Source organism: Bradyrhizobium sp. Y36 (assembly GCF_002531575.1).
GTDB lineage: Bacteria > Pseudomonadota > Alphaproteobacteria > Rhizobiales > Xanthobacteraceae > Bradyrhizobium.
Genome location: NZ_NWTI01000009.1, coordinates 1 through 12,739, shown reverse-complemented (window position 1 = coordinate 12,739; position 12,739 = coordinate 1). Strand labels below are relative to the sequence as shown.

Annotated in this window: 11 protein-coding genes; 4 read left to right on the top strand and 7 right to left on the bottom strand. The window is 65.2% G+C overall.

The features are described from left to right. Positions 1 to 48: 48 nt before the first annotated feature. On the top strand, positions 49 to 654 hold the full coding sequence (locus CO669_RS17150) for an LOG family protein (protein WP_198964073.1): 606 nt from the start codon (positions 49 to 51) through the stop codon (positions 652 to 654). 4 nt (positions 655 to 658) lie between these two features. Here the strand turns inward: CO669_RS17150 and CO669_RS17145 are convergent, their stop codons facing one another. The 4 genes from CO669_RS17145 to cysS all read right to left on the bottom strand — a co-directional run bounded on the left by CO669_RS17145 (position 659) and on the right by cysS (position 4,760). Further along, positions 659 to 1,036 carry a VOC family protein gene (locus CO669_RS17145; RefSeq protein ID WP_097660987.1) on the bottom strand — a complete coding sequence of 126 codons (378 nt, stop codon included), beginning with the start codon at positions 1,034 to 1,036 and terminating at the stop codon, positions 659 to 661. Positions 1,037 to 1,175: 139 nt separating this feature from the next. Then, positions 1,176 to 2,774 (bottom strand): citramalate synthase, encoded by a 1,599-nt coding sequence (gene cimA / locus CO669_RS17140; protein WP_097660986.1) that lies wholly within the window; start codon positions 2,772 to 2,774, stop codon positions 1,176 to 1,178. Continuing rightward, a complete protein-coding gene (locus CO669_RS17135) occupies positions 2,771 to 3,262 on the bottom strand; it encodes a GNAT family N-acetyltransferase (protein WP_198964072.1) in 492 nt (163 codons plus the stop codon). Before CO669_RS17135 ends, cimA begins: the two co-directional genes overlap by 4 nt. Positions 3,263 to 3,377: 115 nt before the next feature. After that, positions 3,378 to 4,760: a cysteine--tRNA ligase gene (gene cysS / locus CO669_RS17130; protein ID WP_097660984.1), complete on the bottom strand. Its 1,383-nt coding sequence runs from the start codon at positions 4,758 to 4,760 to the stop codon at positions 3,378 to 3,380. Between the two features lie 289 nt (positions 4,761 to 5,049). Here cysS and CO669_RS17125 point away from each other — a divergent pair, with 289 nt between their 5' ends. Both CO669_RS17125 and CO669_RS17120 read left to right on the top strand, forming a co-directional pair. Then, the gene (locus CO669_RS17125; protein WP_097660983.1) at positions 5,050 to 5,343 is read left to right on the top strand and encodes a hypothetical protein; all 294 of its coding nucleotides are present in this window, start codon (positions 5,050 to 5,052) and stop codon (positions 5,341 to 5,343) included. Between the two features lie 143 nt (positions 5,344 to 5,486). Then, on the top strand, positions 5,487 to 6,677 hold the full coding sequence (locus CO669_RS17120; protein WP_097660982.1) for a DUF2865 domain-containing protein: 1,191 nt from the start codon (positions 5,487 to 5,489) through the stop codon (positions 6,675 to 6,677). A 188-nt stretch (positions 6,678 to 6,865) separates the two neighbouring features. On the opposite strand, the gene CO669_RS17115 is transcribed toward CO669_RS17120, so the two are convergent. The 3 genes from CO669_RS17115 to CO669_RS17105 are packed head-to-tail and all read right to left on the bottom strand — an operon-like array spanning position 6,866 to position 10,392. Next, on the bottom strand, positions 6,866 to 8,623 hold the full coding sequence (locus CO669_RS17115; protein ID WP_097660981.1) for an NAD+ synthase: 1,758 nt from the start codon (positions 8,621 to 8,623) through the stop codon (positions 6,866 to 6,868). Between the two features lie 22 nt (positions 8,624 to 8,645). Beyond that, on the bottom strand, positions 8,646 to 8,999 hold the full coding sequence (locus CO669_RS17110) for a diacylglycerol kinase (protein ID WP_097660980.1): 354 nt from the start codon (positions 8,997 to 8,999) through the stop codon (positions 8,646 to 8,648). Positions 9,000 to 9,003: 4 nt separating this feature from the next. After that, entirely contained in the window at positions 9,004 to 10,392 is a 1,389-nt protein-coding gene (locus tag CO669_RS17105) for a class II 3-deoxy-7-phosphoheptulonate synthase (protein WP_097660979.1), read from the bottom strand. 183 nt (positions 10,393 to 10,575) lie between these two features. Between CO669_RS17105 and CO669_RS17100 the strand changes: the two genes are divergently transcribed. Further along, positions 10,576 to 11,472, top strand: a complete 897-nt coding sequence (locus tag CO669_RS17100) for an alpha/beta hydrolase family protein (protein ID WP_097660978.1) — start codon at positions 10,576 to 10,578, stop codon at positions 11,470 to 11,472. Positions 11,473 to 12,739 lie beyond the last annotated feature (1,267 nt).

Below are 12,739 nucleotides of genomic sequence, written 5' to 3'. Positions count from 1 at the left end.
TCACCTGAAGGGCTTGACGCCCCTTCGCTGCAATGCATCATGGCACCAATGAGCACGATCAAAACCGTCTGTGTCTATTGCGGGTCCGGCCCCGGAACCAATCCTAACTTCATCGAAGCGGCGAAGGCGCTTGGCAAATCGCTGGCGGACAACCATATCCGCCTCGTCTACGGCGGCGGCTCGCTCGGCCTGATGGGAGCGGTCGCAACCTCGGTGCTGGATCACGGCGGCACCGTCACCGGCATCATCCCTGACTTCCTCCGGATGCGCGAGAACGCGTTGACGCGGGTGCAGGAGATGGTCGTCACGCCCGACATGCACGAGCGCAAGCGGCTGATGTTCGAGCGCTCCGACGCTTTCGTCGCCCTGCCCGGCGGACTCGGAACGCTTGAGGAGTTGGTCGAGCAGCTGACCTGGCAGCAACTCGGCCGTCACGCCAAGCCGGTGCTGCTCGCCAACATCGACAATTTCTGGGAGCCGCTGTTCTCTCTGGTCTCCCACATGCGCCAGACCCAGTTCATCCGCGCCGGCCTTTCCGTCGATATCCTGAAGGCGGACAAGGTCGAGGAGATCGTCCCGCGGCTGCGCGCCGCGGCTGCGCAGATTCCCGACAGCCAGCGCGATCTCGCACCCGAAGTGGCGCGCAAGCTGTAGCGCCCTACTCTGCCGGAAACGTCACGGCCTCGATGCGGTTGCCGTCGGGGTCGGTGACGAACGCCGCGTAGTAGCGCACGCGATCGTGCGGACGGATACCGGGCGCACCGTCCGAGGCGCCGCCGGCGGAGAGCGCTGCGGCGTGAAACGCATCGACTTCGCTTGTCGTCCTCGCCCGCAGGCAGATGTGGACGCCGCTTTCGGGCGCCACGCGCGGCATGGCCTCGCGCAGATTGATCCAGAACTCGGGATAGGCCTTGCCGAAGCCGACCGTCCGCGGCCGCGTGACGAGGCGCGTGAGGCCGAGCGCTGCGAGCGCAGCCTCGTAGAACCTTGCGGCGCGATCGAGATCGCTGACGCTGACGGAAATATGGTCGATCATGTGCCGTGCCCTTTCCCACCCTCGGTGCCATCGCCCGGCTTGACCGGGCGATCCAGTACTCCGAGAAGCTGCGGCGTTACGGAGAAGCCTCGGCGTACTGGATACTCCGCTTTCGCGGAGTATGACAGTCGTTGTGGGGCTACGCCGGCGCACCCGACTTCACGAGCTTGTAGATCACCGAATCCATCAGCGCCTGGAACGAGGCGTCGATGATGTTCGGGGACACGCCGACCGTGGTCCATCTGTCGCCGTTCTCGTCCTCGCTCTCGATCAGCACGCGCGTGACCGCGCCGGTGCCGCCGTTGAGGATACGCACCCGGTAGTCGATCAGCTTCAGCCCCTCGATGTATTTCTGGTACTTGCCGAGATCCTTGCGCATGGCCACGTCGAGCGCGTTGACGGGGCCGTTGCCCTCGGCGGCCGAGATCAAATACTCGCCGGCAACGTCGACCTTCACCACCGCGAGCGCCACGGTGACGCGCTCGCCCAGCGCGTTGTAGCGCTGCTCGACATTGACGTCGAATTGTTCGACCTCGAAATAATGCGGCACCTTGCCGAGCGTGCGGCGCGCCAGGAGCTCGAACGAGGCGTTGGCGGACTCATAGGCATAGCCGGCGGCCTCGCGCTCCTTCAGCTCCTCGACGAGGCGCGTCAGCTTCGGATCGCTCTTCTCATACGCAATGCCGGCACGGTCGAGCTCGGCGATGACGTTGGAGCGGCCGGCCTGGTCGGAGACCAGCACCTTGCGGTGATTGCCGACCAGATCCGGCAGCACATGCTCGTAGGTCTGCGGGTCCTTCAACACCGCGGACGCATGGATGCCGGTCTTGGTGACGAAGGCGCTCTCGCCGACGTAAGCCGCATGCCGGTTCGGCACGCGGTTGAGCATGTCGTCGAGCGTGCGCGAGACCTTGACCAGCGTCGCCAGCTTCTCGGAAGTGACGCCGATCTCGAGGAATTCGGCAAAGCCCTTCTTCAATTTCAGCGTCGGAATCAGCGAGCAGAGATTGGCGTTGCCGCAGCGCTCGCCAAGGCCGTTCAGCGTGCCCTGGATCTGCCGCGCGCCGGCGCGCACCGCGGCGAGCGAATTGGCCACCGCCTGCTCGGTGTCGTTATGGGCGTGGATGCCGACATGATCGCCGGGGATATGCTTTGTCACCTCGGTGACGATGGCCTCGACCTCATCAGGCATGGTGCCGCCATTGGTGTCGCACAGCACCACCCAGCGCGCGCCGGCTTCATAGGCGGCCTTGGCACAGGCGAGCGCAAACTCGGAATCCTCCTTGTAGCCGTCGAAGAAATGTTCGCAGTCGAGCATGACCTCGCGACCGGCAGCCTTCGCGGCCGCGACGCTGTCGCGGATCGAGGCGAGGTTTTCCTCCTTGGTGGTCTCCAGCGCGACGCGCACCTGATAGGCCGAGGATTTCGCCACGAAGCAGATCGCGTCCGCCTTCGCTTCCAAAAGCCCGGCCACCCCAGGATCGTTGGAGACCGAGCGCCCGGCCCGGCGCGTCATGCCGAAGGCGGTGAAGCGCGCATGGTTGAGCTTCGGCTTGGTGCCGAAGAATTCCGTGTCGGTCGGATTGGCGCCGGGATAACCGCCCTCGACGTAGTCGATGCCGAGATCGTCCAGCATCGCGGCGATGACCTGCTTGTCGGTCAGTGTGAAATCGACCCCGTTGGTCTGCGCGCCGTCGCGCAGCGTGGTGTCGAACAGATAAAGGCGCTCCTTGCTCATTGCGATGCTCCGAGCGTCTTCTTCATCGTGGTGTTGGCAAGCCACTCGTCGTTGATCGTGATGCTGTTGCGCTGCATGGCGACGTAGTCGCGCTTGGCGAAGAAGCCCTGCGCGGTGTCGCTGGCATCGACCGTGAGCGCTGCCGCGCCGCGGCCGCCGGCAAGCTTCTCCAGCGCATCGACCAGCACGGTGGCGATGCCCTGCCCGCTCACGGCCGGATGCACATAGAGCATGCGGATGTGATCGGCGCCGCGCAGCGAGGCGAACCCTACGGGCGAGCCTTCCAGCGTCGCGATCAAGGTCAGGTCGGCCGCGAGGCGCTTGCCGAACTCCTCGTCCTCGGCCGCTTCCATCCAGGCCCGCTGCTGCGCCTCGCTGTAATCGTCAGCGGTCAGCTCCTCGATGCTGGCGGTGAAGATCGCGGCAAGCACCGGCACGTCATCGGGCAGGAACGGCCGCAACCCGGGCTTCGGCAAAGTCTGTCCCATCGTGTTCACCACAACCCGTAGAGTTTCAGCACGATCGCCACGGCGGCGCCGAGCAACAGGACCTTCAAGGCGATGTAATAGAGCCAGTGGCGCGGGAAAGGCGTGTCGGGCCGCTTCATCGCGCAATCTCCCACGTCGTTCCGTCCTTGGAGTCCTTGATCGCAACGCCCATCGCCGCGAGCAGATCGCGGATGCGGTCGGACTCCCTAAAATCCTTTCGCGCGCGCGCAGCTGTTCGCTCCGCGAGCAGGCGCTCGACCTCGCTGGCGTCAACGCCGCTCGCCTGCTGCTTGCGGCTTTCCCACTGCCCGGCGCTCTCGGACAGGAAGCCGAGCAGCCGCAACGACCCCGCCAGCGCACTCACGTCGCCGCCACGCAGGCCATGCAGCGCCGCGATCGCCAGCGGCGTGTTGAGATCGTCGAGCAGCGGCTCGATCACGGATGCGGCCGGCTTGCCGGGCTCGGCATCCGCGGCGATGCGATACCAGTCGTCGAGCGTCTTGGCGCTCTCCTCCAGCGACTTCATGGTCCAGTCGATCGGCGAACGGTAATGCGTCTTCAACATGTTCAGACGCAGCACCTCGCCCGGCCAGTCCTTGAGCAATTCGCGGATGGTGATGAAGTTGCCGAGGCTCTTCGACATCTTCTCACTTTCGACCTGCAGGAAGCCGTTGTGCATCCAGTAGTTCGCCATGCGCTGCTGATGGAAGGCGCAGCAGGTCTGCGCGACCTCGTTCTCGTGATGCGGAAACACGAGATCGATACCGCCGCCGTGGATGTCGAAATGCTCGCCGAGATGCTTCCACGCCATCGCCGAGCACTCGATGTGCCAGCCCGGACGTCCCTCCGCCCTGATGCCTGCCGGCGACGGCCATGACGGCTCGCCGGGCTTGGACGGCTTCCACAGCACGAAGTCGGTATTGCCCTTCTTGTAGGGCGCGACATCGACGCGGGCACCGGCCACCATCTCGTCCAGCGAGCGATTGGAGAGCGCGCCATAGCGCGGCAGCGAGGAGTTGGCTGCGTTCATCGCCTGCGGCGAGAACAGCGCGTGGTCCTCGGCGACATAGGCAAAGCCGCCCTTGACCAGCCGCTCGATGATCTCGCGCATCTCCGCGATATGCTCGGTCGCGCGCGGCTCGACGCTCGGCCGCAGGGCGCCCAGCGCGTCGACGTCGGCATGAAACTGCTTGCCGGTCTGCTCGGTGACTTTGCGGATCGCCTCGTTCAGCGGCAGCCCGGGAAAGTCGCGCGCGGCGCGGTCGTTGATCTTGTCGTCGACGTCGGTGATGTTGCGAACATATTTGACGTGCGTCTCGCCGTAGATGTGGCGCAGCAGGCGAAACAGCACGTCGAACACGATCACGGGCCGCGCATTGCCGATATGGGCGAAGTCATAGACGGTCGGTCCGCAGACATACATGCGGACATTGTTCGCATCGAGCGGCACAAAGGCGCGCTTTTCCCGGCTCAGCGTATCGTGAAGACGCAATTCCATGACAACCCATCCCTTGCGGCCGGGCGTCCGAGGCTCTCAATGTCTGAGAAAAGACGGCTCCAGCCAGCGAATCGCTAGCTCGTAATCTCGCGGCAAATGGCGCAAATGGCGAGGAGACCGTTCATGCGGAACATATGGGCTATAAGGCGCCCCTGCGTCAAGAGAGCGCCCGCAAACGCACCGTTTTGCCCGGCAAGGCGCACGCCCCGTCATGGCGGTTCATGATCCCCTAACCATTTGAGCCCATTCTGGAACCGGCAGTTCCCCTTTTTGCCCCCGGTGCTTTTTCATGCGATTCTTGCCCGCGCTCGTTTCGAGCGCTCTCATCTTTGCGGCCTCCAGCGCCCTCGCCGAAAGCCGCGTCTTCATCATCGCCAACCAGGCGGTCGACCATTGCCTGGCCAAGGGTGACAAATGCGGCGCCTCCGCCGCGCGCACCTATTGCCAGTCACGCGATTTTGCCCAGGCATCAAGCTACCGCCGGGTCGATCCCGACGAAATTACCGGCTCCGTCCCCAAATCCGGCACAAATTGCTCCCATGGCCATTGCGACGAATATGTCGCAATCACCTGCCAGCGCTGAATTTGCTCGGAGCTGGCGCAGCTTAGGCCGGTCCCTTGGCCCCTGAAACGACGTGACGATGCCGCGGGAAGCGGCTATTGGAGGGCGCGCTTCGGCCCTGCAAAGTCACGTCGAAAGTCACATTGGGCCGTGACCTCGCTAGAATGGCGGATATGCCTGAATTCCTGTCCCTCTCCCGTGCTCGCTTCCTCCTTGCCTGCACCGTGCTCTTGAGCACGGCCGTGCTCGCCACTGGCGCCATTGCTCAGGCCGGTCCTCCCGGACCGCCGCCGCAGCCCGGGCAGAACGGCCTCGGGCCGAACCCGATGTGCGTACGGCTGGAGGGCCAGCTGGCCGCGCTGGATCGGGGTGGCGGCGGTGGCGACCCCGCGCGCGAGGAGCAGATCCGCCGCTACCAGGATTCCCAGGCCAAGCAGCAGGCCGAGCTCGACCGCGTCACCATGCAGGCCAAGCGCATGGGCTGCGACTCCTCCGGCTTCTTCTCGCTGTTCAACGGTCAGTCCGCCCAATGCGGCCCGGTCAACACCCAGATCCAGCAGATGCGCGCCAATCTGGACCAGATCACCGGCAATCTCGAGCGCCTGCGCGGCGGCGCCGGCGGCGGCTACAGCCCGGAGCGCGACAACCAGCGCCGGTCGGTGCTGGCGGCGCTGGCGCAGAACAACTGCGGCCCGCAATATGCCAATGCTGCGCAAGGGCAAGGCGGCGGCAACTTCCTGAGCAATCTGTTCGGCGGCAACAACGCGGGCAATCCTCAAGGCGTGCCGCCCTCCGATCTCGGGCCGCAATCCGGCACCTACCGCACCGTGTGCGTGCGCACCTGCGACGGCGCCTATTTCCCGGTCTCCTTTGCCACGGTGCCGGCGCGCTTCCCCGACGACGAGAAGACCTGCAAGGCGCTCTGCCCGGCCGCGGAAGCCGTGCTCTACACCCATCGCAATCCCGGCGAAGACATGAACTCGGCGGTCTCCATCAGCGGCCAGCCCTACACGGCGCTGCCGACCGCTTTCAAATTCCGTAGCGAGTTCAACCCGTCCTGCTCCTGCAAGGCCGCCGGCCAGACCTGGGCGGACGCGCTGAAATCCGCCGACGACAAGGCGACCGCCGAGCAGCAGGGCGACATCATCGTCACCGAGGAGAGCGCCAAGAAAATGCAGCAGCAGCGGCTCAACAAGGGCACGCCTGCAAACGCCAAAAAGGGCGCGGCTCCCGCGCCGACGACTGCGACTGCACCGGCCGCAACGCCGCCTGCGGATGCGGGCACCGCTGCAAGCTCCGAGAACAAGCCGATCCGCTCGGTCGGCCCGACCTTCCTGCCGCAGCAGCAGAAATAGGCGGCGGCGGCTAGCCACCGCCTCGCACTCAGTGTCATGCCACGCGAAGGCGGGGCATCCAGTCCCGCGTGGCAGATGTCGTATCCGACAATGTCCGCCGCGGAGTACTGGATCATCCGCCTTCGCGGATGATGACAGCCGAATGAAGGGCGAGACCGCCTGCCCTCACCCCAAGCATCCTTGACAGCTCACCCCTCGAACGCGTCGATCGAGGCCTTGCTGCCGCGCGACACCAGCGTGTCGTCCGCCGCCGGGAGCTTCTCGCCCCTGTCGCGAAAACGGTTGGTGATGGGATAGCGGCGGTCGCGGCCGAAATTCCTGGCCGTCACCTTCACGCCGGGCGCGGCCTGGCGGCGCTTGTATTCGGCGACATTGAGCAGATGGTCGATGCGGGTGACGGTCTCGCGATCGAAGCCGGCGGCGATGATCTGATCGAGCGGCTCCTCGCGTTCGATGAGCCCCTGCAGAATGGCGTCGAGCACCTCGTAAGGCGGCAGCGAATCCTCATCTCGCTGGTTCTCGCGCAGCTCCGCGGTCGGCGGCCGCGTGATGATGTCGGGCGGGATCACCTCGCCGGCAGGCCCGAGCGCGCCGTCCGGCTTCCAGCCGTTACGCAAGCTTGCCAGCCGAAACACCTGCGTCTTGTAGATGTCCTTGATCGGGTTGAAGCCGCCGTTCATGTCGCCATAGAGCGTGGCGTAGCCGACCGACATCTCCGACTTGTTGCCTGTGGTCACCACCATCAGACCGGTCTTGTTGGAGATCGCCATCAGGAGCGTGCCGCGGGTGCGGGCCTGGAGATTTTCCTCGGTGATATCTGGCGGCAGGTTCTTGAACAGCCCAGAGAGGATGGTCTCGAACCCGCCCACGGCTTCCGCGATCGGCAAGACCTCGTAGCGGATGCCGAGATGGCCGGCGAGCTCGCCGGCGTCCGCGATCGAATGCGCTGCGGTGTAGCGGTAAGGCAGCATCACGCCGTACACCTGGTCGGCGCCGAGCGCATCGACGGCGATCGCCGCGCACAGCGCGGAATCGATGCCACCGGAGATGCCGAGCAGCACGCCGGGGAAGCCGTTCTTGGCGACATAGTCGCGCAGGCCCAGCACGCAGGCGGCGTAATCGGCCTTGTCGCCCTCGACCTGCTCCGCGATCGGCCCGGTGCAGCGCCAGTCGTCGCCGTTGCGGGTGAAGCGCAGGGTGACGATGCTTTCCTCGAACGCCGGCAATTGCGCCGCAAGCGAGAGATCGCCGTTGAGCGCAAAGGAGGCGCCGTCGAACACCAGTTCGTCCTGGCCGCAGATTTGGTTGAGATAGACCAGCGGCAGGCCGCTCTCGGTGACGCGTGCGACCGCGACCGACAGGCGCACGTCGCTCTTGTCGCGGGCGTAAGGCGAGCCGTTCGGGACCAGGATGATCTCGGCACCGGTCTCGGCCAGCGTCTCGACCACGTTCTCGTAGTCCTCGGACTCTTCCAGCCAGATGTCCTCGCAGATCGGCACGCCGATGCGAACGCCGCGCACGGTCACGGGCCCCGCGGCAGGGCCGCGCGCAAACAGCCGCTTCTCGTCGAACACGCCGTAATTCGGCAGGTTGCACTTGAAGCGAAGTGCGGCGATGCGGCCACCGTCGAGCAGCGCGCAGGCATTGTAGAGCTTGCCGTCCTCGACCCAGGGCGTGCCCACCAGCATGGCCGGCCCGCCATCGGCGGTCTCGCGCGCGAGCGCTTCGATCGCAGCGCGGCAGGCCGCCTGGAATGCCGGCTTCTGCACGAGGTCTTCCGGCGGATAGCCGGCGATGAACAATTCCGGAAACAGCACGAGATGGGCACCGTCGGCAACAGCTTGCGCGCGCGCAGCGCGCACCTTGGCGGCATTGCCCTCGATGTCGCCCATGACAGGATTGAGCTGGGCGAGCGTGACCGCGAATGCGTTGAGACGTTCGGCCATGGCCGCCCCTATTCGATCCGCGTTAGACGAAACCCAACCGCTCGACGATGGCGAAGATCCAGAACGCACCGGCCATCAACAGCGCCACGCCGACTGCGGCCGAGCCCATGTCCTTGACCCGGCCGATTTGCTTGTCGTGATCCATCGTCAGCCGGTCGGCGAGCTTTTCGATCGCGGTGTTGAGCAGCTCGACGGTCAGCACGAACGCAACCGAACAGACCAGCTCGACCGCGCGCATCGCGGTCGCGCCGACCAGCCAGGCCAGCGGCAGCGACACGAGGAGCGCAAAAATCTCCTCGCGGACGGCCTGCTCCGATCGGAACGCAAAGGCCAGACCGTTACGGGAATTGATCGTGGCCTTCCAGATCCGCAGCAAGGTCTTAGAGCCCCGCTGCGACCGGCATCGGCTGGGACTTGCCGGCGCGCTCCTGCTTGAGGAGCTCTGCGACCAGGAAAGCCATGTCGATGGATTGCTCGGCGTTGAGGCGGGGATCGCAGACCGTGTGGTAGCGGTCGTTGAGATCTTCGTCCGTGATCGCACGGGCGCCGCCGAGGCATTCGGTGACGTCCTGGCCGGTCATCTCCAAATGCACGCCGCCGGCATGGGTGCCTTCGGCCGCATGGATGGCGAAGAACGACTTCACCTCGGACAGGATGCGGTCGAAGGGGCGCGTCTTGTAGCCCGACGTGGAGGTGATCGTGTTGCCGTGCATGGGATCGCACGACCAGACCACCGCCCTGCCCTCGCGCTTCACGGCGCGGATCATGTTCGGCAGATGCTCGCCGACCTTGTCCGAGCCGAAGCGGCCGATCAGCGTCAGCCGGCCCGCCTCGTTGTCGGGGTTGAGCACGTCGATCAGCTTCAACAGCTCGTCGGGCTTGAGCGACGGGCCGCATTTGAGCCCGATCGGATTCTTGATGCCGCGGAAATATTCGATGTGGCCGTGATCGAGCTGGCGGGTGCGATCGCCGATCCAGATCATGTGGCCGGAGGTCGCGTACCAGTCGCCCGTCGTTGAATCGACGCGGGTCATGGCTTGCTCGTAGCCGAGCAGCAGCGCCTCGTGGCTGGTGTAGAAATCGGTGGCGCGCAGCTCGGGATGGGCTTCGAGATCGAGGCCGCAGGCGCGCATGAAGTTGAGCGCATCCGAGATGCGGTCGGCCAGCTCCTTGTAGCGGCGGGATTGCGGCGAATCCTTGAGGAAGCCGAGCATCCATTGATGCACGCTGCCGAGATTGGCGTAGCCGCCGGTGGCGAAGGCGCGCAGCAGGTTCAGCGTCGCGGCCGACTGGCGATAGGCCATCAGCTGGCGCTGCGGATCCGGGACGCGCGCTTCCTTGGTGAAGGCGATGTCGTTGACGATGTCGCCGCGATAGCTCGGCAGCTCGACGCCATCAAGCTTCTCGGTCGGCGACGATCGCGGCTTTGCGAACTGGCCGGCGATGCGGCCGACCTTCACCACCGGCACCGCACCGGCATAGGTCAGCACCACCGCCATCTGCAGCAGCACGCGGAAGAAATCGCGGATGTTGTTGGCGCCGTGCTCGGCAAAGCTCTCGGCGCAGTCGCCGCCCTGGAGCAGGAAGGCCTCGCCGGCCGCCACGCGCGCCAGCGCCTTCTTCAGGTTGCGCGCCTCGCCCGCGAACACCAGCGGCGGAAAGGTCGCAAGCTGTGCCTCGACGTCGGCCAGCGCCTTGGCGTCGGGATAGTCGGGCACCTGTAGCACCGGCTTGCTGCGCCAGGACTCGGGCGTCCACCGCTCGGACATCGCAATCTCTCCGTGAAGCAAAAAAGTGCAACCTGATCTGGGGGTTGCGAGGGCCGCCTTATACACAGGCTGGCACGACATCGCCAGTTGTAAATCCGTTTCGCATCGCAAACCCTTGCGGGTAAAGCCAAATTCGCATTTGCTAGGAAACGGCGAGGAAACCGGCAGGGATACCTTCCGCCCATGGACGTGGCACTGGACGACGTTTTCATCGACGAGATCAGCTTCCCGGCGACCGACGGGTATGGGCTGGGCGGCACCCTGTTCCTGCCGCGCGGCACCAAGCGCCATGCGGTGCTGATCAACTCGGCGACCGCCGTCCCGCGAAAGATCTATCGCGGCTTTGCCTCCTACCTCGCCCATCGCGGCTGCGCGGTGCTCACTTACGACTATCGCGGCATCGGCGATTCCCGTCTGCCGGCGATGGTCGGCTACAACCAGCCGAAATCGCTGGTCGGCTTCAAGGCCTCGATGTCGGACTGGGCTGCGCAGGACGTCACCGCCGCGGTGCGCTGGATGCGCGAGCGCTATCAGGGTCTGCCGCTGGCCTATATCGGCCATTCCTTCGGCGGCCAGGCACTCGGGCTGATCGAAAACAATACCGACATCTCGCGCGCGGCCCTGGTGGCCTCGCAGGCGGCGACCTGGCGGCTGATGACCTCGCCGGAAAAATATCGCGTCTTCGCCTTCATGAACTTCGTCGGCGTGCCACTGGTCCATGCGCTCGGCTATGCGCCGGGCTGGGCCGGGGTCGGCGAGGATCTGCCCAAGGGCGTCTTTCTGCAGTGGGCCGAGTGGGTCTCGAGCCCGCGCTATCTCTTCGATTCAAAACTGCCGGCGCTGGAAAATTTTACGAAGTTCAAGGGCGAGCTGCGCGCACTGTGCTTTTCCGACGATCCCTGGGCGACACGGCCGGCGGTCGAGCTGCTGACGAGCGGGTTCTCCGCGATCAAGCCGGAGGTGCTGACGGTGAGGCCGTCCGACGTCGGCGCCAAGACAATAGGCCATTTCGGCTTCTTCCGCCCCGATCACCGCGACACGCTGTGGCGCGGGGTGGCGGAATGGATTCAGGGGGAGTGAGGCCGACGCGGGCGCGGTGACGACGGTCTCGTGTCCCGGACGCGCTGCAGCGTTCTTACACTGCCGCGCAGAGCCGGGACCCAGCGGGCCGTAGCACGCGCATGTAACATGGGCCCCGGCTCTGCGCAGCAACGCGAAGGCGCTGCAGTAGGGTGGGCAAAGGCGCATAGCGCCGTGCCCACGATCTCCTTCCGTAAGCAACAGAGCGTGGGCACGCTTGCGCTTTGCCCACCCTACGAGATCGAGCTTGTGACACGCAGCCCATGTCGCAGACTCTGCATTGCTTCGCTGCGCTCGCAATGACGTGGTGATGGCGTCGATCCTTCGAACTCGCATCTCGCTCTGCAGACGGTTCGTAGGATGGGTAGAGCCCTTGCGAAACCCACCATGCGTCCTCGTCGACGAAAGGTGATGGGCTTCGCTTTGCTCTACCCATCCTACAATCCTGCAGACACGGCTTCGCAGCCTCGCGGCTTTTCTCGCCCGAGCTTTGCTTCGTCTCTTCACCCTCTGATGAACGAGGGCGCAGGGAAGACCGGGAGCCGGTTGGCTCCCATGAACCGCCATGCCAAGAGCAGACTGCGTGCGCTTCGTGCATAGCGGAGAACAGGGCAACCGGAGACATCCCGGCCTTCCCTGCGCAGTGGCTTTACGGCTTATGTCGTGCTCTCCCCGGGGAGCGTTGCACTATTGCCCCCGTCGCCTTGCGGATGGCTGACGCGCGCGTCCGGTTGAACGACACGCATCACCGCAACACTTGGCGCACAGACCCCGGGCGCCAGGACCACACGATTTCGCCGTACGCCGATGACACCGGTCGTGTGCGCGATCGTCTCGCTCACGGTTGCCCGCCCTGCAAGACTTTTCGCGCCGATGTCACCTGCGTCCACCGCCACCCGGCCCGCGTTCGTGACGATCGCGATACGCCCCTCTTCGTTGGGCCGGGATGCCACGACACATACGCCATTCCCGAATTTCGGTAAAGCGGAATATTTTTGGCGGCGGGCATTGCCCCACCGCTCGCGTGTTTTGCCCGTCGGGCACCACAAGGTCTTGTAGATGTCGTGCCCGGCCGCGGCCCGGGCGTTTGCGTGGAAACGTGGAAAGCGTGCGCGGATTCTCGCACGCGGCGCCTCGCCCGATTTCCGCCTTTAGCCCATGGCCGCCTTTCCACGACGCCCGCTGATTTGTCTGCTTGTGACCGATTCTGTTGAAAAAGGCGGCTGTTGCGACGCAGAGGGATCAGTGATTCAGTCTGTCTAATTGG